The 21,323-nt window shown below is 66.8% G+C and carries 17 protein-coding genes and 2 pseudogenes; 5 read left to right on the top strand and 14 right to left on the bottom strand.

Translation table 11 applies throughout. From position 1 onward, the window contains the following. Positions 1-534: 534 nt before the first annotated feature. Complete coding sequence (locus tag HNR51_RS25585; RefSeq protein ID WP_182556826.1) at positions 535-2,448, bottom strand: potassium transporter Kup; 1,914 nt, start codon at positions 2,446-2,448, stop codon at positions 535-537. 950 nt (positions 2,449-3,398) lie between these two features. Here HNR51_RS25585 and HNR51_RS25580 point away from each other — a divergent pair. Continuing rightward, positions 3,399-3,686, top strand: a complete 288-nt coding sequence (locus tag HNR51_RS25580; RefSeq protein WP_182556825.1) for a hypothetical protein — start codon at positions 3,399-3,401, stop codon at positions 3,684-3,686. A 79-nt stretch (positions 3,687-3,765) separates the two neighbouring features. Next, complete coding sequence (locus tag HNR51_RS25575) at positions 3,766-4,287, top strand: DedA family protein (protein WP_182556824.1); 522 nt, start codon at positions 3,766-3,768, stop codon at positions 4,285-4,287. A 63-nt stretch (positions 4,288-4,350) separates the two neighbouring features. Here HNR51_RS25575 and HNR51_RS25570 read toward each other — a convergent pair whose 3' ends face one another. From HNR51_RS25570 to HNR51_RS26865, 4 genes and pseudogenes are all read right to left on the bottom strand, one after another. After that, complete coding sequence (locus HNR51_RS25570; protein ID WP_182556823.1) at positions 4,351-4,824, bottom strand: YidB family protein; 474 nt, start codon at positions 4,822-4,824, stop codon at positions 4,351-4,353. Between the two features lie 324 nt (positions 4,825-5,148). Further along, on the bottom strand, positions 5,149-6,597 hold the full coding sequence (locus HNR51_RS25565; protein WP_182556822.1) for an IS1182 family transposase: 1,449 nt from the start codon (positions 6,595-6,597) through the stop codon (positions 5,149-5,151). 146 nt (positions 6,598-6,743) lie between these two features. After that, the gene (locus HNR51_RS25560) at positions 6,744-8,696 is read right to left on the bottom strand and encodes an AI-2E family transporter (RefSeq protein WP_182556821.1); all 1,953 of its coding nucleotides are present in this window, start codon (positions 8,694-8,696) and stop codon (positions 6,744-6,746) included. Positions 8,697-9,057: 361 nt separating this feature from the next. After that, positions 9,058-9,183, bottom strand: a pseudogene (locus tag HNR51_RS26865) (LysR family transcriptional regulator); the annotation flags it as partial. Positions 9,184-9,394: 211 nt separating this feature from the next. Between HNR51_RS26865 and HNR51_RS25555 the strand changes: the two are divergent. Beyond that, positions 9,395-9,646, top strand: a complete 252-nt coding sequence (locus tag HNR51_RS25555) for a hypothetical protein (protein WP_182556854.1) — start codon at positions 9,395-9,397, stop codon at positions 9,644-9,646. Between the two features lie 102 nt (positions 9,647-9,748). Here the strand turns inward: HNR51_RS25555 and HNR51_RS26990 are convergent, their stop codons facing one another. Beyond that, on the bottom strand, positions 9,749-10,216 hold the full coding sequence (locus HNR51_RS26990) for a 5' nucleotidase, NT5C type (protein WP_182556853.1): 468 nt from the start codon (positions 10,214-10,216) through the stop codon (positions 9,749-9,751). A gap of 407 nt (positions 10,217-10,623) precedes the next feature. Between HNR51_RS26990 and HNR51_RS25545 the strand changes: the two are divergent. Continuing rightward, a pseudogene (locus tag HNR51_RS25545) lies at positions 10,624-11,412 on the top strand (IS5 family transposase). Between the two features lie 80 nt (positions 11,413-11,492). Here HNR51_RS25545 and fdhF read toward each other — a convergent pair. The 8 genes from fdhF to HNR51_RS25505 form a co-directional block, all read right to left on the bottom strand. Continuing rightward, positions 11,493-14,462, bottom strand: a complete 2,970-nt coding sequence (gene fdhF, locus HNR51_RS25540; protein WP_182556820.1) for a formate dehydrogenase subunit alpha — start codon at positions 14,460-14,462, stop codon at positions 11,493-11,495. A 76-nt stretch (positions 14,463-14,538) separates the two neighbouring features. Further along, positions 14,539-16,257: an NAD(P)H-dependent oxidoreductase subunit E gene (locus HNR51_RS25535; protein WP_182556819.1), complete on the bottom strand. Its 1,719-nt coding sequence runs from the start codon at positions 16,255-16,257 to the stop codon at positions 14,539-14,541. 60 nt (positions 16,258-16,317) lie between these two features. Then, positions 16,318-16,626: a hypothetical protein gene (locus tag HNR51_RS25530; RefSeq protein WP_182556818.1), complete on the bottom strand. Its 309-nt coding sequence runs from the start codon at positions 16,624-16,626 to the stop codon at positions 16,318-16,320. A gap of 337 nt (positions 16,627-16,963) precedes the next feature. After that, entirely contained in the window at positions 16,964-17,215 is a 252-nt protein-coding gene (locus tag HNR51_RS25525) for a hypothetical protein (protein WP_182556817.1), read from the bottom strand. A gap of 491 nt (positions 17,216-17,706) precedes the next feature. After that, entirely contained in the window at positions 17,707-18,261 is a 555-nt protein-coding gene (locus HNR51_RS25520; protein WP_182556816.1) for a cytochrome b, read from the bottom strand. Further along, on the bottom strand, positions 18,258-19,370 hold the full coding sequence (locus HNR51_RS25515; RefSeq protein ID WP_182556815.1) for a catalase family peroxidase: 1,113 nt from the start codon (positions 19,368-19,370) through the stop codon (positions 18,258-18,260). The genes HNR51_RS25520 and HNR51_RS25515 overlap by 4 nt, the downstream gene beginning before the upstream one ends. Before the next feature lie 7 nt (positions 19,371-19,377). Then, the gene (locus tag HNR51_RS25510) at positions 19,378-20,145 is read right to left on the bottom strand and encodes an anti-sigma factor family protein (protein WP_182556852.1); all 768 of its coding nucleotides are present in this window, start codon (positions 20,143-20,145) and stop codon (positions 19,378-19,380) included. Positions 20,146-20,147: 2 nt separating this feature from the next. Further along, complete coding sequence (locus tag HNR51_RS25505) at positions 20,148-20,678, bottom strand: RNA polymerase sigma factor (RefSeq protein ID WP_182556814.1); 531 nt, start codon at positions 20,676-20,678, stop codon at positions 20,148-20,150. Positions 20,679-20,946: 268 nt separating this feature from the next. Between HNR51_RS25505 and HNR51_RS25500 the strand changes: the two genes are divergently transcribed. After that, positions 20,947-21,225, top strand: coding sequence for a hypothetical protein (locus tag HNR51_RS25500; protein WP_182556813.1), 279 nt, complete (start codon positions 20,947-20,949; stop codon positions 21,223-21,225). The last annotated feature ends 98 nt before the right edge of the window (positions 21,226-21,323 follow it).

The raw sequence follows: 21,323 nt of genomic DNA, 5'->3' as shown, positions 1-21,323 counted from the left end.
GATCAAAACGTCGCCGGCTTCGTCCCTCCGGCGATCCCCATCCGATCCTCGCCGGAACGTAATCGAGAGTTGCGGGCCGACACAGGCCGGGTGGACCGCTCCGCGGGTGGAGGCGAGCTTGAACGCGCCGATGAAGGTCACGGCTGGGCCGTGCCTGCGCCAAGCGCGGCTATTACATGCGAGCGGCGATCGCGCGTTTTTCTGCGCCGAGCACCTCGGCGTAGATGGCGGTGGTGGACAGGCTGACATGGCCGAGCCAGCACGAGGCTGCAGCACTCCGCGCAGAGCCCTGAAGGTGACCGGCTCAATTCTGAGGCTTCGTGAATAGGTGCCTTGCTCGCTAAACGCGGTCGGACATGCTCCTGTGATCCTAGCAACGACTTCGACGTGCATTGGAAGCAGGAGCGGGGGAATGAGCTCCGGACTCTTTGCGGTCTTTTTGCCGGAGGGTCCGAAGGCCTGCCCTGTCCAAGCAAGCAGGCCACCGGACGTATCACGGTCAGCCCACGTCGGTGCGCTCGAAGGGGATCGTGTTCAGATATCTATCCGTGCCCCAATCTCGACAGCTCGGTCGGCCGGGATGCGGAAGTAGCGCGACGCGTCGGTCGCCGCTCTCGCCATCGCGATGTAGAGCCGATCCTGCCAGACCGGCATACCGGTCTCCGGCGATGGCACTAGGACTCGCCGGGTCAGGAAGTAGGACAGGGCGGGCGCATCGAAGCCTGCGCCGGCAAGGACGCGTGGCAGGTTGGGCAACTCCATGAAGCCGAAACGCACGCTCACGCAGGTGAAGACGTCCGAGAGCGGTTTGATCGTAACGCGCTCCGCGTCCGGCACTCGCGGCAGATCCTCCGTGACGACGTGCAATATCACGTTGCGGGCATGCAGCACGTGGTTGTGCTTCACATTGTGCATCAGGGCTCCGGGTGTGTCCCCCGGCGAGCCGGTCAGGAACACCGCCATGCCCGGTGCCCGCAGGACGGAGCCATTTTCGGCCATGCGTGTGAAGTTCGACAGGGGCACGCGCCGCCGGTGGATCTCTTCGGCAACCAGGGCCGAACCGCGCCGCCAGGTCCACATCGCCGTGACAAGGGCCGCTCCGATGGTCAGGGGTACCCACCCGCCATGGAACAGCTTGAGCGCGTTGGCCGACAGGAACACCAACTCGATGAGGAGGAAGGGCGCGATGACCGCGGCTGCCAGTACGGGTGACCAACGCCATGCCTTCCAGGCCACGATGAAAAGCAGGGTCGCCGTAATGACCATGTCGCCGGTCACGGCGATGCCGTAGGCCGCTGCCAGCGCGCTCGACGACTTGAACAGAACCACTAGGAACACGACGGCGACGAGCAGCCACCAGTTCACCCGCGGGATGTAGATCTGGCCCTTCTCCGTCTCGGAGGTACGCTGCACGCGCATGCGCGGCAGCAGGCCGAGTTGCATGGCCTGCTGGGTAATCGAGAAGGTGCCGGTGATGACGGCCTGGCTCGCGATGACGGTCGCCACGGTGGCGAGCAGCACCATCGGCAGCAGGGCCCAGGACGGGTAGAGCAGGAAGAACGGGTTCTCCATGCGTTCGGGGTGGGCCAGGAGCATCGCGCCCTGTCCCAGGTAGTTCAGGGCGAGCGCCGGCAGGATCAGGCCGAACCAAGCGGCCCGGATCGGCGAGCGGCCGAAATGGCCCATGTCGGCGTAGAGCGCCTCGGCCCCGGTCACGGCCAGGAAGACGGCACCCAACGCCAGCAGGCCGGCCGTGCCGTGGTTGAGCAGGAAACTGACGCCGTAAGCTGGGTTGAAGGCTGCCAGGATGCTCAGGTCGTCGGCAAGATGGCTGAGGCCGCCGAGTGCCATGACGAGGAACCAGAATGCCGTGACCGGTCCGAAGAAGGTCGCCACACGCGCCGTACCATGGCTCTGGACTGCGAAAAGGCCAATCAGGATGGCGAGGCTGAGAGGCAGCACGTAAGGCTCGAAGGCCGGGGTGACGAGCTTCAACCCTTCGACGGCGGACAGCACCGAAATGGCCGGGGTGATGATGGCGTCGCCGTAGAACAGGGCAATGCCGACCATGCCGAGGATGATGACGAAGCCGCCGGACTGGCCGAGCACACGCTGCGCGAGCGCCACCAGGGAGGGCGTGCCACCTTCACCCTCGTTGTCGGCCCGCATAACCAGCAGCACGTACTTCAGCGTCACGATAAGGATGAGCGCCCACAGGATCAGTGAGACGACGCCGAACACCATGTCACGCGTAGGCGCGTGCCCGCCTCCAGCGGCAGCGTGAAGAGATTCTTTCAGAGCGTAGAGCGGGCTCGTGCCGATGTCGCCGTAGACGATGCCGACGGACCCCAGGGTCAGCGCCCAGAAACTGGTCTTCGGGCTGTGTCCGGTATCACCGGGCAGTGGCGTTGGCGACGTCGGCAACGCGACAGCAGCAGGTGCAGGCATCTACGGCATCCTCCGCCAGCGAACCGGTGTGGTCAGGCCGAGCCTTAACGACCCATGGCTCAGAAACGTTCTCGCGAGCTGAGCGCTGACCCTAGTTTCGTGCCCAGTCTATCGGCCCGACCAGCGACTGCGTGGCCGCTCGTTGCTGCACCTCGATGCTCTGCCCTGGCGGCATGCGTAGGGATTTGCCAGCGTGTGGACACGGTTAACATCGGCCCGTGCGGTCCAGCCGGCCTCAAGGCGCAGACATTGCGTCACTGAAGCATAACCCACGAGGTTGGAGGCGCGCTTGGAAGAAAAGGACGAACTCCACGTGATTGGTATCACGCAACTGGAGGACATCGGGGTGATCGATGGCGGAGACACCCTAACAGTTCGCCTCAGGATGGCGGACGGTCGAGAGACCGCTTTGCTCGTACCTTGGCGAGTCGCGGAATCCCTCTGGAGTGGCGTTGCCGTTGGGCTTGAACAGGCGCGAGTAAGCCGGTCGCGTCGGTCATAGAGAGATTTCGGCAGGGTGATGTCAGTGTCACGGTATCGGTCGTCTTTGTGCGGTTCCGCTCGCGGCAAACCGCGGATCGCTCGGACGTCCCACTGCTAGAAAGCAGCGCACGATGCGCCACGAAATTCGGCTTTCGGCTGTGAGACTTGCCGATGCTATCGTTCGGGGCAAGTTGGTTTCCTGAGTATTGTACAATATATTCATGGAGATAAAGTCTATTTTGTCAAGTCAAAGCGCAGAGCCCATGCCTATCGCATGCCGACACCATTGCATCAAGGTGCTCAAAAGCTGGAGCTTGATCGCGGCCTTGAACGCGGGAGCCGGATCGTAGCTTTCCGCTGAGTCCAACGTTTCGTCGAGGAAACGGTTGGTGCGCTGGTCGACGCTGGTTCGCGGAACGCTTCATCGGCCGAAGCGGTTCTTCCGGCCGTCAATCAGGAGCATCAGCATGCGACTTGTCGGACACGCCGCCGCCCTCGCCATCGTCACGCTCATGGGCGCCGGGGCTGCGGAGGCGAAAGGCTGCATCAAAGGCGCGATCATCGGCGGCTTGGCCGGCCACTACCTCGCCGAACGCGGCGTGGTCGGTGCCGTGGCGGGCTGCCTCGGCGGCCGCTACTTGGCCAACCGTCAAGCTCGGCGCGAGCGCGAGATCGACTATGGCTCGCGCGTGCAGCCACGCGGCGCAGGGTACGGTTCTCCGCAAGCCTATCCGCGACGCTCCTACAGCTACTGAATGAGCGTAAGAAGACAGCGAGCGGGCGGTCGTCAGGGCATGCCCCGCTCACCCTGACAGTTCACGACAGCGCGGTATCATGGACCTCGACGCGATCCGGCAGTGGACGCTCGCCTTCATCGAGGCCCACAAGGCCTGGACGCCGCTGATCGCGGGGGTACTCGCATTCTGCGAGTCGGTCGCCTTCCTGTCCTTCCTAGTGCCCGCCACCGTTATCCTGCTCGCGCTCGGGCCCATGATCGCAGCGGCCGACGTCCCGTTTTGGCCGGTCGTGCTGTGCGCCGCCGTCGGGGCAGCGCTCGGCGACTGGCTCTCTTACGAGTTCGGCCACTACTTCAAGGACGACGCCAAGCGGATGTGGCCGATGCGGCTCTACCCGGCGGCAGTGGCGCGCGCGGAGGCGTTCTGCCGCCGATGGGGCGCGGGCGCGGTGGCGCTCGGGCGCTTCTTCGGACCGATCCGGGCCGTCATCCCACTGGTGGCAGGCGTTTTCGGCGTAGGCCGCCTACCGTTCCAAGTTGCGAATGTCGCCTCGGCACTGGTTTGGGCGTTCATCCTGATAGCGCCGGGTGCCGGTCTGATGACATGGTGGCGTGGCTGAGGTTAGGTCAACGGTTGGGCCGCCTTGGCTGAGCGAGGCAGGGCGGCTCCACCGGTGCGAGGGCTAGGCAGGGACGCGCCCGTCCGGCGTGTAGCGGTCGACGGCTTGCGGAAGGTCCCGGGACAGTCGCGAGAGAAGTTCCTCACGGGAAAGGCCGGTGCGTTGCGTCAAGGTCGCGAGAACATCGGGTCCGATTGCCTGCTCTAGGTGATGCGGCGCGATCTCTTGGTTGGGTCCCTGGTTGACCCAGGACTGCGCGGCCGCCCCGTGGCCGGCTTGCTGGAAGCGCTCGAGCATCTCACCGAGGCCGCTGTGCAGGAAGCGGCCCGGGGCCGGGCTCCGTTGGTCTCCAAGCAGGCCGCCGAGGAGGCCGCCCAGCCCGCCGGCTGAGCTGGTGGGCGTTACACCCGCGCCTGCGGGCGCCGGCACGACTTGGCCAGCGCCGCCCAGGAGCTCCGCGAGCTTGTCCCGGTTCTGGTAGCCGGCAAGAGCCAGCAGGCCCAGGAGGGCCGTCATCGAGGGGTAGCCATCGCTCATGCTTCGTCTCCGGCTGACGGCGGCCTTGTCGGGGCTCGCCGTGGGTTAGGCACCTGCAACGCGCAAGGCCACCAAGCCGATGCAGTCCGCGATATGTTTGCCGAACCGATGCCACACCGAAACTGGGAGCGTTCGCACAAGTCGGAATGTTCGTTCTTGAATTGCTGACCAGGTTTGCAAAGACAGCGTCGTCAAGGTCGTCAGGAAGATAGTCGGTTCGCGAGCCGAGGATGTCCGCTTTCGCATCGAGGCCGTGTGAGAACGCCGATCCGTCAGGCTTGGGTCGTTTGCGTGGAGCAGCGTGGCAGATCGAACTGGCGAACCTCAAGCCCGGACGGCCTTCATCAGCGGACCGACCCCGAAGATCTGGATCATCCGCTTCATGTTGTAGGCCAGAACCTGCAAGCTCATTTCGGTCCTGACCTTCGCCAAGGTCCGAGTCAGGAAGTGGGTTGCACCCATCCAGGCCTTCAGCGTGCCGAACGGGTGCTCCACGGTCTGGCGACGGATCTTCATCGCATCCGGCATCCGGTCGAGCCGCGCCTGCATCGCGTCGAGCACACCCTCGTGCACCCAGCGCTTGACCCGCCGCGTCTCCGTCGGCGTGCAGCGGGGCTTGAGCGCACAATCGAGACAGGCCGTCAGGTTGCGGTAGTGGTCCATTGCGTCGCCCTCGGCCCGGGGATCGGACCGAGCCGGCCCCTTGGTCAGGTGCTGGCCGGCGGGACAGGTGTAGTGATCCTGTTCGGCGTCGTAGACGAAGTCCTGTCCCGTGAAGAGGCCACGCTTGGCATGGCCCGAGGTCAGGGTCTTGGGCACACAGGGCAGCACGCCGGTGCCTTCGCAGGCCAGCACCTGCTCGCCGCTGAGGTAGCCCCGGTCGGCCAGCACCGTGAGCGTGACGCATCCCGTCGCCTGCTGCGCCAGGAGCCCCATCGGTGCGAGTTGCGCGCGGTCGCTGCCGACGTTGGTCACCGCGTGGGCCACGATCAGGTGATGCTCGGCATCGACTGCGGCCTGGACGTTGTAGCCGACCAGGCCGGTGCCCTTGCCGCTGGTCGCCATGGAGCGCGCGTCGGGATCGGTGAGCGAGATCTGGCCGTCGGGGGCGGCCTCGACCTGCCGACCCATCGCCTGGAGAGCCTGCATCTGCTCGCGCAGGCCCGCGATCTTCTCGTTGAGCCGCGTCGTGCGCGCCTCGGCGATGTCGCTCGGCTCGCGGTCGGCCCGATCCAGCGCCGCGAGGTAACGGCCGATGCTCGCCTCGACCTGCGCCAGCCGGGCTTCGACCTTGGCGGCAGTGAAGTTCTTGTCGCGGTTGTTGACCGCCTTGAACTTGCTGCCGTCAACCGCGACGACGGCCTTGCTGAACAGGTTTAGCCGGCGGCACAGCACCACGAACTGCGCGCAGGCGGCCTGGATGGCTGGGCCATTATCCTTGCGGAAGTCGGCCAGCGTCTTGAAACCGGGCATCAGCCGGCCGGTCAGCCAGATCAGTTCGATGTTGCGCTGGCTCTCGCGTTCCAGGCGGCGGCTCGACGGAACGCGGTTGAGGTAGCCGTACACGTAGATCTTCAGCAGAGTCGCGGGATGGTAGGCCGGACGGCCCGTGGCCTCCGGTACCGCGCCCGCGAAGCCGAGCGCGCCCAGATCGAGCTCATCGACGAACACTTCGACAAGGCGAACCGGATTGTCGGCGGTGATGTAGTCGTCCAGGCAGTCGGGAAGGAGCGTGATCTGCTGACGATCCTCGCCTGCGATGAAGCGCTTCATCCCGAACTCCCCAGATCGGAAATTACTCTACCAGATCAGGGCGTTTTCACACAGCCTGGCATCGGTTGCGGACCTTCGATTGTCTAAGCTCGTAGGTCCGGACTTAGCGTGACGGGGAACCTGCCTACTATGGGCAGTTCCCCCGCTTACGCGGCCGCCGCGGGTGAGCCTGATGCGTCCTGGACGGTCCGCAGGCAGGCCTCGACGCCGTCCCGCAGCGAAGAGACGTAGATGTCTGCCCCGAGTTCGCGGCCGAGCGCCGCGTCGGTCAGCACCTTCTCACCCACCGGCCAGAGACCCACGAGGATCGGAATGCCGGGCGCGCGCTGGTGCAGGCGTTCGAGCAGGTAGCGCAGATGGGCGGGGCTGCCGCTGATGTCGAGATAGGAGATGCAGATCATCGCCACGCCCGACAGGTCGAGATCCCGGATGCGGCCTCGTGAGACCGTCTCGTAGGGCACAACCCGCGCCCCGAGGCCGTGCTTCCGCAGGAGCTGCGCCAGGATCGTCGAGGCCGCCTCGTCCAGGGGGCCGCGCCCGGCGATGCACAGCACGGGCGTATCGCCCTGCCACGTGGGCGCCCGCTGCTCGACCGGCGGGGCCTGCCCCGGCACCGCCTCGTTCTTCGGGTGCGTCCGCTCGGCGAGCGAGGGAACGTCGGCCGGATTGCGGTTCTTCGGATCCACCTCCGGCTCCACATCCGGCCGGTTCTCGAAATCCTCGACCAAGCCCTGGCAGGAGAGCTTGATGTTCTCAAGCTGCGCCGGCGTAACCACGCCGCGCGCGTAGTCGTTGGCGGCGAGCTGCAGGCCCTTCAGCGCGACCTCGTCGTAGTAGGAGGAGAGCGAGCGCTCCTTCAGCATGGCCTCGCCGATGTCGCGCGCCTCGTCCGGGTCGCCTGCGAGCATGCGCTGATAGAAGTTTTCCACCGGTGTGAGCGGTGGCCGGTCGCCCAGCAGCACGTCGAAGAACTCCAGGCTCTCGACGTGACGGCCCAGCACGACGAGGCAGACCGTGAACGGCGTGGCCAGGATCAGGCCGACAGGTCCCCAGAGGAAGCCCCAGAACAAAGTTGAGACGATCACCGCGAAGGGCGAGAGCCCCGTTGAGTGACCGTAGAGGAGCGGCTCGATGACGTGCCCGAACAGGGGCTCGGCAATCAGGAACAGGGCCGCCGTCCAGATCGCCATCGACCAGCCGGGATCGACGGCCGCCGCCAGCGCCACCGGGAGCAGACCGGAGATGAAGGCGCCGATGTAGGGCACGAACCGCATCAGGGCCGAGAACACGCCCCAGAGGATCGGGCTCGGCACGCCGATCGCCCACAGGCCAAGCCCGATCAGGACGCCGAAGGCGGCGTTCATGCCGAGTTGTGCCAGGAAGTAGGTGCCGAGCCGGCTCGCGGCATCATCCATGGCAACGGTGGTGCGGTGCAGATCGCGCGACCCAAACAGGCGGATCAGCCGGTTGCGCAGGTCCTCGCGCTGCATGAGCAGGAACACGACGACCACGAGCACGATGCCGACGGTGGTCAGCGGCTCGACGATCGGGCCAAGGATGTTGTGCGCCAGTGTCAGGGGCGAAGGGTCCGGCTCCTGCACCCGCACGAGCTGGGCTTTCGGGGTCTCGCCCCCCACCGAGCGCTCGGCGGTGGTTCCTGCCGCCGACGCCTTTTGCGAGGCATCGTGGACCTGATGGTTGATCCGCTGCAGAAGCGCGTTGGCGCGCCCCAGGAGGCCTTCCTGCAAGCCCGAGAGCTTCTGCTGCACCGTCGTCTGGTACCGAGGTAGGTCGGTTGCGAGGCTCGCCACCTGGGTGCCCAGAACTGCCCCGATGCCGAGGATGATGCTGAGCGCCAGCAGGACGGCGATGATCACGGAGGGCACCCGGCCGAGATACATACGGCGCAGGAAGCTGACGACCGGGGCGAGGACGAAGCTCAGCAGGATGGCGAGCACGAGCGGGATGAAGACCTCGCGGCCGTAGTAGAGCGCGGCGATGACGACGACGCCCACCGCCAAGGTCAGAAGGCCGCGCAGCCCGGGCGTGACCGGGGGGGGCACCTGGGCAGGCTGCCGGGGCGTCGGCGTTGTGTCCATTCTCGTCTCCGAAGTGTGCTCGCTTGGCCGTGCCGAGCCCGCTCGCTTAACTCCGATGCAGGGCTTTTGGTCACGCCAGCGGGTTTGAGTTGCTGGCGAAGACCCGCCCGACGAACGGTGCCTACCTGGACCGAGCTGGTGACAGCTCGCGGACCGTCCAACTCGCCGATCGGGGCGTCCACGAGGAGGAGAAAGCTGCCCTGTCGCCGCTCACATCCGCATAGCCTCTACAAAGGCACCGAATGCCGCGCGGGGCTGTCGACGCCTTGGGTCGTGGAGATGGTTCGGCGGCAGAACCGGTGCCCATCCGGCAAGCACTTCGACCAGCGCGCCTTTCCTCGAGTGACCGTTCACATGTGATCCGCGACAGATAGAGGGTCCACACGGCGATCTCCGGCCTATCGAGGTCGCCCCATAGACCCAGCCTGCCGGCGGCCAGGTCACGACGGACGAGCGAGATCGGAAGGCGTCCGGCACCGACGCCGGCTTCGCCCTCGACTGCATTCTCGCACCGGCGCCCCGCATGCGCGGCACATCGGGAACGACCGGACCCTTCCCCGAGGAACTTTGTCGGGAGCCTTTGCCGCGGGGCTCATGTCCGGCAACCGGAAGACCGACGGCGCGCGAGAGCTGAACTCTTTTCCGGGATTGCGCGTTTGCTTTCCCGCTTTGCAAGTTGAGGGAATATGACAATGTCCATGCGCAGGATTTTGGTCGCAACGGCCGCCCTCGGCACGTTGGTCATTCTCGACACTCCGAGCTTCGCGCAAGGGTTTCGGGTCGGCCCGGGCGGCTTAGAAATCGATGATGGCCGCGGCTACCGTGAAGAACGCGAGGACCGCCGTTACCGTCGTATGTGTCGAGAGCTTCGTGATCGCTGCGAGAACAAGGACATCTATGGCGAGGAAGGCCAGGGCAACTGCCGGCGCTATCGCCGCATGTGCGGCTAAACCCGACGAGTCCTGATGACGGCTTGGGGCTGCATTCAGCCGGGTTGAACCGGTGCAGGTGCAGCCCCGGCCAAGGGCGCTCGACAAACCAAGCGGTCGCAGTCAGATGAACCCCTGCTCACGCAGGGCCTGGATCGACGAAACTGCGTCTCGATGATGGATGAAGACGCCGCCGGCCTCCTCCCAACGGTGCCGATGGGTGTCCCAATCGTCGACCAGCGCGTCGCTCGGACGGCAATGCTCGCGCTTCAGCGCAGCGGTCGTTGTGATCATCGGCGTGCCGGGGAAGTAGCGCTCGGCCCAACGCCGCTTCTGCGGCTCGGCCCAGTTCCCGCGGGGCAGACCGGTGAGAATGATAGGTCTGCAGGACCTGACGGCCTCGTAGAGTTCCCGCGCATCCGGCAACGGTGCGAGCTCCGCGAAGAAGTCGGGCTCCGTCGCCAGCGTGTTCCAGAATTGCCTCAGCCCGAACCGGCGCTGGAAATCCTCCGGCGTCATCCCGAGCACGCGCGAAGCCCCGCCATTGAAGTCGGCTAGGACGCCATCGCAATCGAGAAATACCGTCGGCATCGCTTCGCCCGCCCTCTCGTTGTCCCGCCTTGGCGGCCGCGCGATCGCGGCCGGTTGGTAAACGAGACGTCGCGGGCTTTGGATCGCGAATAAGACGAAGCCGCGACACCGCGCGCAGCGTTCGGATCGAGACTCGAAGTGCTGGACCGCGACTTCATCGGTCATCGACGCGGCGGGACACAAGGGGATCTCCGTGCGTGCCGTCGCGACCGCGCGACTGAAAGCGATGAACGGTATTCGCGGGCAGGCATCTATGGCCGATCGGCGCGTACTCGTCATGGCCGGCATTGTTCACGTGGTGGTCGAACGTCTCGCAATCCCAGGTCTCGCGTAGCGCCGCCCGCAAGTGCTCGGCTGAGAGGGCCTAACAGAACGGCACGATGCGGTCGGCGAGGCGTTGGTCGGGTATGGCTCGACCTCTGCTTCCCGACGATCTCTGGCGTGAGATCGCCCCGCTCCTGCCGCCGCCTCAGCCTCGTCCGAAGGGTGGCGGCCTCCGATCGACAATCGGGCGGCGCTGACCGGCATCCTGTTCGTGCTGCGGTCCGGCCTGCCCTGGGAGATGCTGCCGGCCGAGATGGGCTGCGGGAGCGGCATGAGTTGCTGGCGCCGCCTGCGGGATTGGCAGGCCGCCGGCGTGTGGGCACGGCTGCATCAGGTGCTGCTGAAGCGGATGCACGCGGCCGGCGAGATCGACTGGGGTCGTGCGAGCCTGGACGGTGCCGCTGTCCCGGCCAAGAAGGGGGGCCTGCCACCGGCCCGAACCCGACGGACCGGGGCAAGCCGGGCACAAAGCGCCACCTCGTCACCGACGCCCGCGGCACGCCGCTCGACCTGAGGCTGAAGGGCGCCAACCGGCACGACAGCCCAGAAATGGCGCCGACCCTGGATGCTATTCGGCCGCTCGGTACGGGTCGGCGCGGCCGACCGCGTGAACGCTCCGACAAGGCTTACGATGCCAAGGCACGAAGACAGGAGTGCCGGACGCGCGGGATCGTCCTGCGCATCGCCCGCAAGGGCATCGAGAACAGCCAAAAGCTCGGTCGCCACCGCTGGTCGTGGAGCGGACTAACGCTCGGTTCAACCGCTTCCGCCGCCTGCCCATCCGCTACGAGCGCCGAGCCGACATCTACGACGCCTTCACAAGCCTCGCCGCCAGCCTCATCACCCTCAACCAAATCGGACGGTTCTGTTAGGCGCTCTAAATCGTCGATGCATACCACGGCCTCCGTAGCGGTGCGCCCGAACGCACCGCTACGGCTGCTTCAGAAAGCGATCACTCGGCGGCCATCGGTGCGGCCTCGACGGGGGCGACGCGGGCGGCGCAGAACTTGAACTCGGGGATCTTGCCGAGTGGGTCGAGGGCCGGGTTGGTCAGGAGGTTGGCGGCGGCCTCGGCGTAGCAGAACGGCATGAAGATCATGCCCGCCGGCACGTCGCGGTCGGAGCGCACCTTCAGCTCGACGGCACCGCGCCGCGTCTCCAGCCGCATCGAACCGCCGGGACGCAGGCCCAGGCGATAGAGTTCCTTCGGCGCCATGAAGGCGACCGCCTCGGGCTCCAGCGCGTCGAGCACGCCCGCGCGCCGGGTCATTGAACCGGTGTGCCAGTGCTCAAGCACGCGGCCTGTCGAGAGTACCATCGGGAACTCGGCGTCCGGCACCTCGTCCGGCGGCACGATCGCCGCGGGGACGATCTTGGCGCGCCCGCTCTCGGTGGGGAAGCCGGCGTAGAAGATGATCTCGTTGCCGGGCTGGTCCGGGGCATCGACCGGGTAGGTCACTGCCCCCTCGCGCTCCAGCCGCTCCCAAGTAATGTTGTTCAGGGACGGCATCACCTGCGCCATCTCGGCGAAGATGTCAGCCGGGCCGCTATAGTTCCAGTCGAGGCCCATCCGCTTGGCGAGTTCCTGGATGATCCACCAATCCTGGCGCGCGTCGCCGGGGGGCGCGACCACCGGCTGGGCGATCTGCACGCGCCGGTCGGTGTTGGTGAAGCTGCCGGCCTTCTCGGCGAAGGCGGAAGCCGGCAGCACCACGTCGGCGTGGAAGGCGGTCTCGGTCAGGAACAGGTCCTGAACCACGAGATGGTCGAGCATCGCCAGCGCGTGGCGGGCGTGGTTGAGGTCGGGGTCGGACATCGCCGGGTTCTCGCCCTCGACGAACATGCCCTTGATCTCGCCCGCGTGGATCGCGCGCATGATCTCGACGACCGTGAGGCCCTTCTGCGGATCGAGGGACTGGCCCCAGAACTCCTCGAACAGCTCGCGCACCGCCGCCTTCTCGACCGACTGATAGTCCGGATAGACCATCGGGATCAGGCCGGCGTCGGAGGCGCCCTGGACGTTGTTCTGGCCGCGCAAGGGGTGCAGGCCGGTGCCCGGACGGCCGATCTGGCCGGTGATGAGCGCCAGCGCGATCAGGCAACGCGAGTTGTCGGTGCCGTGGACGTGCTGGCTGACGCCCATGCCCCAGAAGATGATCGAGGACTTGGCCCGGGCGTAGAGGCGCGCCACCTCGCGGAGGGTCTCGGCGTCGATGCCGCACACGGGCGCCATCTTCTCCGGGGTGAAGTCGACGATCTTCTCCTTCAGCGCGTCGAAGTTCTCGGTGTATCCGGCGATGTACTGCTCATCGTAGAGCTTTTCCTCGACAATGACGTTCAGCATCGCGTTGAGCATCGCCACGTCGGTGCCGTTGCGGAAGGCGAGGTGCTTGTAAGCGTGGCGCGACAGCGACTGGCGCCGCGGGTCCATGATGATCAGCTTGGCGCCGCGCTGCTTCACCGCGTTCTTGAGGAAGGTCGCGGCGACCGGATGGTTCACGGTCGGGTTGGCGCCGATCACCACGATCACCTCGGCGTCGAGCGCCGCCGAGAACGGCGCGGTCACGGCGCCGGAGTTCAGGCCCTCCATCAGGGCGGCCACCGACGAGGCGTGGCACAGCCGCGTGCAGTGATCCACGTTGTTGGTGCCGAAGCCCAGGCGCACGAGCTTCTGGAAGAGGTAAGCCTCCTCGTTCGAGCCCTTGGCCGAGCCGAAGCCCGCAAGCGCCTTGCGCCCGTTCGTGTCGCGAATCGTCTTCAGGCCACCCGCGGCGCGGTCGAGCGCCTCCTCCCACGTCGCCTCGCGGAAATGGGTCCAGGGGTTGGCCGGATCGACCTGATCGTTGGCGTCCTTGGCGACGTTCTCCAGGCGGATCAGCGGCACCGTCAGACGGTGGGGATGGTGGACGTAGTCGAAACCGAAGCGGCCCTTCACGCAAAGGCGGTTGTGGTTGGCCGGGCCGTTGACGCCCTCGGCATAGACGATCTTCTCGTCCTTGACCTTGTAGGAGACCTGGCAGCCGACGCCGCAATAGGGGCAAAGCGACTTCACCTCGCGGTCGGGATAGACCGTGCGGGTCTGGTTCGCGTCGAGATAGGCTGACGGCATCAGCGCGCCGGTCGGGCAGGCCTGGACGCACTCGCCGCAGGCGACGCAGGTCGAGGCGCCCATCGGGTCGTCGAAGTCGAACACGACCTTGGAGTCTGCCGAACGGTAGGCCATGCCGATCACGTCGTTGACCTGAACCTCGCGGCAGGCGCGGACGCAGAGATTGCACTGGATACAGGCGTCGAGGTTGACGCTCATGGCCGGGTGGCTGACGTCGCTCGACCAGCGCTCGGCGGCCGGGAAGCGGCTCTCGCTCACGTCGAGATAGTCGGCCTGCACCCAGAAGTGCGAGGACGGGTCGTGCGAGGTCGCGCGCTCGGGCTGGTCGGCCACCAGCAGTTCGAGCACCATGGCGCGGGCCTTGGTGGCGCGCTCGGTCGCCGTCTTCACCTTCATGCCGATGGCGGGCGTGCGCTTGCACGAGGCGGCGAGCACGCGCTCGCCCTCGATCTCGACCATGCAGGCGCGGCAATTGCCATCCGGCCGATAGCCGGGCTCCGGCTTGTGGCAGAGATGCGGGATGTGGGTGCCCAGCCGCTTCGAGACCGCCCAGATCGTCTCGCCGGGCCGCGCCTCGACCTGCTGGCCGTCGAGCTCGAACGTGATTGTGGCGGGCGCGACCGGGGCGTCCTTGAGGCCGAAGGTGCCCGTGGGCTCGGGCGCGGCCTGGCCGCCGGACTTGGCGCCCTGCGAGTAGGCGCCACCGGAGCCCGGCTGCGGGCCACCCACCGGACCGCCGGCATCCTGGCGTCCGTTGGCGCGGATCTCGGGCCGCTCGGTCTTGTCGCCGTGCACTTCGGGGCCGTTGCTCATGCGTCCGCTCCAGGCTCTGGCTTCGTCGGGGGCGTCGGGGTCGGGTTCAGCGTCGGGTCGGGCGGTACTCGGGGCATCACTCGGCCGCCACCGCCCGCGGCTCTGGGAAGAGATCCGGAAAATACTTGATCACGGAGCTGACGGGGTTCGAGGCCGCCTGTCCGAGACCGCAGATCGAGGCGTCGCGCATGCACTGCGCGAGTTCGCCCAGGAGCTCGGTATCCCACACGCCGTTCTCCATCAGCATGCGGGCCTTCTGGGTGCCTGAGCGGCAGGGCGTGCACTGGCCGCAGGATTCGTCCTCGAAGAACCGCATCAGGTTCAGCGCGGCGCCGCGCACGTCGTCCTGGTCGGACAGGACCACGACCGCTGCCGATCCGATGAAGCAGCCGTATTTCTCCAGCGTGCCGAAATCGAGCGGGATGTCGTTCATGGAGGCCGGGAGGATGCCGCCCGAGGCGCCGCCCGGCAGGTAGGCCGCGAAGCTGTGGCCGTCCGACATGCCGCCGCAATACTCGTCGATCAGCTCCTGGATCGTGAGGCCGGCCGGCGCAAGCTTCACGCCCGGCTCCTTCACCCGGCCCGAGACCGAGTAGGAGCGCAGGCCCACCCGGCCGTTGCGGCCGTGGCTCTTCCACCAGTCGGCGCCGCGCTCGATCAGGTCGCGCACCCAGAACAGGGTCTCGATATTGTTGATCAAGGTCGGGCGGTTGAACAGGCCGACCTGGAACGGGAAGGGCGGCTTGTGCCGCGGCAGGCCGCGCTTGCCCTCCAGCGACTCGATCAGCGACGATTCCTCGCCGCAGATATAGGCGCCCGCGCCGCGGCGGAGATGGATGCGCGTGCCGCCCTCGGGCAGCTTGGCGATCTCGCGGGTCAGGATCTCGCGGGAAATCGGGTACTCGTCGCGCAGGTAGATGTAGACGTCCGTGGCCTCGACCACGTGGGCGCCAATCAGCATGCCCTCAAGGAAGCGGTGCGGATCGGTGTTGAGGTAGAGCTGGTCCTTGAAGGTGCCGGGCTCGCCCTCGTCGCCATTGACCGCCATCAGCCGCGGGCCGGGCTCGCCGCGCACGGAGCGCCACTTGCGGCCGGTGGGGAAGCCGGCGCCGCCGAGGCCCCGCAGGCCGCCGTCGTCGAGCACCTTCAGCACGTCCTCGACCGCGAGTTCACCGCTGCGCAGCCGCTCCAGGGTCGCGTAGCCGCCGGCGGCCAGATAGGCGTCGTACTCGACGTAATCCGGGATGTGGGCGTGGGTGTCCTCGGCCTCGACCGCGGCGCGGACAGAGGCGAGATCGGCCCGGTGCAGGAAATTGTGGCCGACCTCGACCGCGGGCGCGTGGTCGCACAGGCCGACGCAGGGCGCGCGCACGACGCGGACGGTATCGGACGCCAATTCGCGCTGCAGCGTCTCGACGAGCGCGTCGGCGCCGAACATCGCGCAGGTGATGCTGTCACAGACCCGGACGGTCAGGCGCGGGATGTTGGCCTCGCCCTCCTTCACCACATCGAAATGCGCGTAGAACGTCGCGGTCTCGAACACCTCGGCAAAGGCGAGGCTCATCTCGTCGGCGAGCGCAGCCAGATGATCGGCGCTGATCTGGCCGTAGGTGTCCTGAACCAGATGAAGGTGTTCGATCAACAGGTCGCGCTGGCGCGAGCGGGTGCCGAGCAGGCCCTCGATCTCGACCTTGGCCTGGGGATCGACCTGACGGCCTTTCGGTACCCCGCGGGCGACGTTGCGGCCACGGCCCGGATGCGCGAAGCGCCGGACAGTCCCCGTATCCTCACTCATGACGCGACCTGTGTTCCAGCTTGATGGGGCGAACGGACGTGATGCTGCCAACGGTAGGGCTTACTGCCCACCGAATGCCCGCAGAGGCTGCCCGGCCTCCGAGCGATGCCGGGTCGTGACCGCGGCCGAGGTTTCGTCGAGCGACGCAATCCGCGGCCCGGCGACCGCATCGAGGTCCGTCTCGAACGCGTCGAGCGCAGCGTTCAACCGCTCGAGCCGGTCCGTTTCCGCGGTTGCATCCGCCTCATTGAAGGCTGCCAGCAAGGCATCCCGCACCTTGGCGACCAGTTCCTCCGTGAGCGGCGGCTTGGCTTCGGCGGCGTAAGCATCTGCGGCAGCGCTCGCCAGTCGGCTGGCATCCATGGACATGCCTACCTGGACACCTTGGGAAGGAAGCTGCGTCTCTCGAACCCATCCATGCCAGCATCAAGCCTTTCTGCGATATAATGCATGTGTATGTCGAACTGGGATTATATCAAAATGCATGCGAGGCATACCCCGCCAGCGTCACGCGCATCCGCTCGCGCGAGCATTGCAGGGGATTCTCTTACTGGTTGTACGTATACGAAGCTGCGCACAGCGCGCCGTAGATCGGCAGCACCAGGGGACAATTTGCGCTTATCGCTCCTATACTTTTTCGAGCCGACCCACTTACATCAAATCGATGCCGTACGGTGGTTCAATTTCATGACTGTTGGAAACTTATTTATGGTGGATTCGGCTCAGCGAGTGCTTCAGAAATACGCATCTGTAGATCTTCAGCATCTTTCGGTGAAAGAATAATCAACGCGTCAGTTGCATCAGATTTCCTGATGCGAATTGCCATCATTCTTCCGCCATCTATCAAAGATGCGCTCACGATACGCACTGCGGAAAACACATCAATCGCATCTAGTTCCGACACTGTATCACACAACTCTGCAATGGCGCCCGAACCCGTGGGTGTATAGTTGGTCAAGCGTAAGCAGCTTGCCGCATGATGCTCATGATGAGCCAGAATAAGATGCCTGCACCGATCTACGTCGCGAGATCTGCTTTCGTCAACCTACGAACCATGTGAATCAATACGCTGAAGGTGGTCGTGATTTCAAATCTTTCGTAACAATGCCGAGCCATATGAACAAAACGCAGATATGGCCCCATACATATGAAATTTGCATCATATTGCAGGGTCTGTGTGCCGTGAGACGTTGCATCGCCTCGGCCGCGGACGTGTGCTCGATGTCCGGTCGCAGACATCGAGCGCCAACGGACTGACCGTCCGGTGTCGACCCCATCCAGGGATATTCGACCTCGTTCCGCCGAAGGTCCGGTCGCAGGCTTTGCGCCCCGCTGTGCCAGCCGCTGCCCGCCGAACGCTCGCGTCTCACGGGCAGGGCCAGGAGCCGGGCCTCACTCCCGATGCGTGTACGACAGCCGAAGGCAGCGAGGGCTGTCACAGGCCGCTGCTCAACTATTTCCGACCGAGCGCCGCGAACGCCAAGGCGCCATACTGCTTAAGACGCCATCCTGTCGGATCAGCCCATGCAGCAGGGCTGCCCCAAGATGCGCCAGGATGAGGCTGAACAGTCCGTAGGCCAGAACGGTGTGGAGTTCGCGCAGCCGCGCATACAGCATCGGGCTCTGCGGCAGGATCGGCGGCAGCACCAGCGGACCGACCACCACGACGGGGATGCGCGCCGCTGACAGCATCGCCCAGCCGATGAGCGGCATGGCCAGCATCAGCCCGTAGAGTGCAACGTGCGAGGCATGCGCGGCCCGCCGCTGCCACGGGGGCAGATCCGCCGGAAGGGGCGGCGGGGGACGATGCCAGCGGTTGGCGAGGCGCAGGACGGCCAGAAGCAGGATCAGGAGGCCGAGGGGGCGATGCAGCGCGACCAGCGTCCCGTAGTCGGCGAGCGACGTCACCATCGCCACGCCGATGAACAGCATGGCCAGGATCAACAAGGCCATGCTCCAGTGCAGCAGGCGTGCCGGCCGATCGAAGTGGGTGGAGTGCGTCACAGAGCGTCTCCTCGGTCGGCCGTCGCGGCCACGGCGCTGGGGCTCGTTTCCTCGCCCGCCCGGCGGGTGAAGGAACGGGCATAGGCCGCCGAGCGGGCGCTCAGCAGGGGATCGTCGGACGGGGCGATGCCGTCCGGCAGGACGAGCGGGTCGAAGTTGACGTCCCGGCAATTGCCGGCCTCCTCGGGCGTCGCGTCGGAGAGGGTCAGCGTGCCCACGTCCACGCTCTCGCGGTCGGAGGGCCAGGGCAGGGTCGCGTCGGCCGTGGCATCACCCGCCCGGCCGATCATGACGACGAGATGCCAGCGCAACGGTCCCTGTCGAAGCTGCGCGATGAGGTCGTCGAACAGGTTGTTCTTGTCCTTCCGTGCGGCTTGTGCGGCGGCCTCCTGCACGGCCGGCCGCTCGGGCACGAAGGCCCAGCGCACCGGCGTGGCACGGCCGTCGGCAGCCACGAACCGGAAGGCGTTCAGGCTCCGGAAGGTACTGTCGGCAAAGCCCGCGGTGATCGTGCGCGCCTTGATCAGGCTTGCGGCCTTCGCACTCTCCGGATGCGCGGCGAAGAAGGCTTTCATGCGCTCCGGGTCGGGCCTGCCGGTGGCCGGGTCGGGCTTGGCCGCGAGCAGTTGCTCGTAGAACGCCTCGGGCGTGCGCACGGGGAAGACCGGGAGGGCGTTCAGGCCCGTGCGCCATTCCTCCCGGTCCGGCAACCGGAACCGCAGGGCAAGGCTGCGCACGGTCGTCCCGGCATCGGCCGCGTAGGGTTGCCCGCCCGCGAGCGCGACCCGTCCCTCGACCGGCGTGACGCGTCCCGCCGCGAACACGCCGGACTTCGAGAGGGCGACGCCCGCCCCGTTGCCGGCGAATGCACCGGCCACGCACAGGCCCTTGGCATGGTTGCGCCGGAAGCCCGGATGCGGGCCGTTCACCTGCTCGAAGCGATCGACGATGCGGGCCGGGGTCAGCGCGCCCGGCGACAGCCAGCCGCCCGCGGCGGCGAAGGCTCCGGCCGTGCCGGCGAGCAGTGCCCCGATGGCGGAGACGCGCAGCATCAGGGCGCGCGGGGACATTCCGGGAGGAGCCCCGGTCAGGCGGTGCAGCAGGGTCATGGAAGCCTCAGGTGTTCGTCGCGGTCGTGCGGCGGATCTCATTGGCGAGCGGATGCAGGACGGCAGGATCGCTCGCGCCGACGAGGCTGTAGCCGAGCCCGTCCTGGGCCCAGGCGTAGCCGGTGGCCGATCCTGCCCGGTGCTCGCGCATCGGCGCGTCGCCCGGCTGGGCCATGGGCCGCATCAGCATGACGAGCCGTGTGCCGCGCGGGTCGTCGTACATCAGCAGCCCCGCCGGGCCGTGCGGCGTGGCGACGAGGCGCCCGCCCATCAGCCGGTAGCCGGAGGCGCTCAGATCCGGCACGCCGACGCGTCGGTCGAGCCTCGCGGAGAACCAGCGGGCGAGTTCGTCGCTGTTGCTGGCCGCGAGCTCGACCGGCCGCAGGCGGTCGGGGGCGTAGACGGCGTAGTTCGCGCTCGCTTCCTGGGCCAGGGCATCGACGCCGGTCATGGGCGAGGACAACGTGCCGCGAAGGCCCCAGCCGCCGATGCCTCCGAGGGCCAGCAGCACGGCCGCCGCCGCGGCCTGCCAAGCGGGCAGACGCGGGCGCCGCCGCGCCTCCATGAGGTGGGCGAGGTTGAGCTGGGCCGGAACCGGCTCGGCGGTCACCGGCGCGAAGGCATCGCGCAACGCGTCGCCGAGCCTGCGCATGCGCTCGACGCGCCGGCCGAGCTCGGGATGGCGAGCGAGGTAGGCCTCGACCTCGGCCCTGCGCGGCGCCTCCAGGCGCTCGTCGACGAAGGCCTGGATGTCGTCCTCGGTGATTGGGCGCACGGTCACTTCACCCTCCTGAGCAGTGGACGCCCGGTGGGGGCGGATGCGCGCTCCCCGTCCATGAGCTGGATCATCCGGTCGCGCGCGCGGGCCAAGCGCGACATCACCGTCCCGATCGGGATGGCGAGCACCTGGGCCGCCTCGGCGTAGGAGAGCCCCTCCACACTCACGAGGAGCAGCACGCCGCGCTGCTCCTCGGGCAGCGCATCGAGCGCCGCCGTCAGGTCGCGTTGGAGCAGGCTCTCATGCTGGTTCGGGGCAACGGCGAGGATCGCCTCCGGCGCGTCTTCGAAGGGCATGGACGCACCACGGCGGGCATGCTGGCGCATCTGGCTGACAGCGAGATTGTGGAGGATGGCGTAGAGCCACGTGCGCACGTCGCCCTCAGCCCGGCGCTGAGGCCAGCGTCCGATGGCGCGCTCCAGACAGTCCTGGACGAGGTCGTCGGCATCGGCCGGGTTGCGCAGGAGCGCGCGGGCATACCGGCGAAGGGCCGGGATGAGCGGCTCGATGAGGCGGACCATATCGCTCACGGCCAGTCTCCTGACATGCGCGGATTTCCCTAGGCGGAGCCGCCCCGCGGCAAGGGCGCCTGGCGACGGCATGGGAGCAGAGACGCCGTTTCCCGACGTTTATTCCGAGACCCCTCAGATTTTTTCTCCATCGCACCGCAAGACCCAAGCGGAACCGCGAAACCTCGTTTTTTTTGAACTGCGTTTGGAATAATCGGCCGAAATTGGCGTCTGTCAGGTCGTTGCCGGGCCGAGCAAAGTGTTCGGCAAGTAAGCTGAGGAACCTGAAATGCACAGCATCAAGCACCAAGCTCTTGTCCTGTTCGCCGCCGTCGGTGTCCTGGCCAGCGTCGGCGCCAACGCGAAGGCCGTCGCGCCGGAGCGGGCCTGTTCGGGACTCTGCACGTCCACACTCTCGTCCGCCTGGACGGACGGCGCGGCGCGAGGCAACGGATTTTTCGAGAACGACACCGACTCGGCCAACGCCAACAACCCCGCCTTGCCGACCTACGCCCGCGGCCGGGGACAGGAGACGGGCGGGCCTGCCCGGGACCTGATCCCGAATTGAACCTGACCTTGCCCCCTGGTCTGCCCTCATTCTGAAGCTAGGGTCCGTCGAGCAGGAGACGGACGATGAAGAAGAGCGATTCAGCGAAGAGCAGATCA

The organism is Methylorubrum thiocyanatum, from assembly GCA_014138645.1.
GTDB classification, from domain to species: Bacteria; Pseudomonadota; Alphaproteobacteria; order Rhizobiales; family Beijerinckiaceae; genus Methylobacterium; species Methylobacterium thiocyanatum.
The sequence above is the reverse complement of the archived record's forward strand: the minus strand, read 5'-3'. Positions and strand labels throughout refer to the sequence as shown.

Coding starts and splice junctions, on each gene's coding strand:
- HNR51_RS25585 (WP_182556826.1), bottom strand. CDS start 2,448: ATGCCTGCACCTGCTGCTGTCGCGTTGCCGACGTCGCCAACGCCACTG.
- HNR51_RS25580 (WP_182556825.1), top strand. CDS start 3,399: ATGCGACTTGTCGGACACGCCGCCGCCCTCGCCATCGTCACGCTCATG.
- HNR51_RS25575 (WP_182556824.1), top strand. CDS start 3,766: ATGGACCTCGACGCGATCCGGCAGTGGACGCTCGCCTTCATCGAGGCC.
- HNR51_RS25570 (WP_182556823.1), bottom strand. CDS start 4,824: ATGAGCGATGGCTACCCCTCGATGACGGCCCTCCTGGGCCTGCTGGCT.
- HNR51_RS25565 (WP_182556822.1), bottom strand. CDS start 6,597: ATGAAGCGCTTCATCGCAGGCGAGGATCGTCAGCAGATCACGCTCCTT.
- HNR51_RS25560 (WP_182556821.1), bottom strand. CDS start 8,696: ATGGACACAACGCCGACGCCCCGGCAGCCTGCCCAGGTGCCCCCCCCG.
- HNR51_RS25555 (WP_182556854.1), top strand. CDS start 9,395: ATGCGCAGGATTTTGGTCGCAACGGCCGCCCTCGGCACGTTGGTCATT.
- HNR51_RS26990 (WP_182556853.1), bottom strand. CDS start 10,216: ATGCCGACGGTATTTCTCGATTGCGATGGCGTCCTAGCCGACTTCAAT.
- fdhF (WP_182556820.1), bottom strand. CDS start 14,462: ATGAGCAACGGCCCCGAAGTGCACGGCGACAAGACCGAGCGGCCCGAG.
- HNR51_RS25535 (WP_182556819.1), bottom strand. CDS start 16,257: ATGAGTGAGGATACGGGGACTGTCCGGCGCTTCGCGCATCCGGGCCGT.
- HNR51_RS25530 (WP_182556818.1), bottom strand. CDS start 16,626: ATGTCCATGGATGCCAGCCGACTGGCGAGCGCTGCCGCAGATGCTTAC.
- HNR51_RS25515 (WP_182556815.1), bottom strand. CDS start 19,370: ATGACCCTGCTGCACCGCCTGACCGGGGCTCCTCCCGGAATGTCCCCG.
- HNR51_RS25500 (WP_182556813.1), top strand. CDS start 20,947: ATGCACAGCATCAAGCACCAAGCTCTTGTCCTGTTCGCCGCCGTCGGT.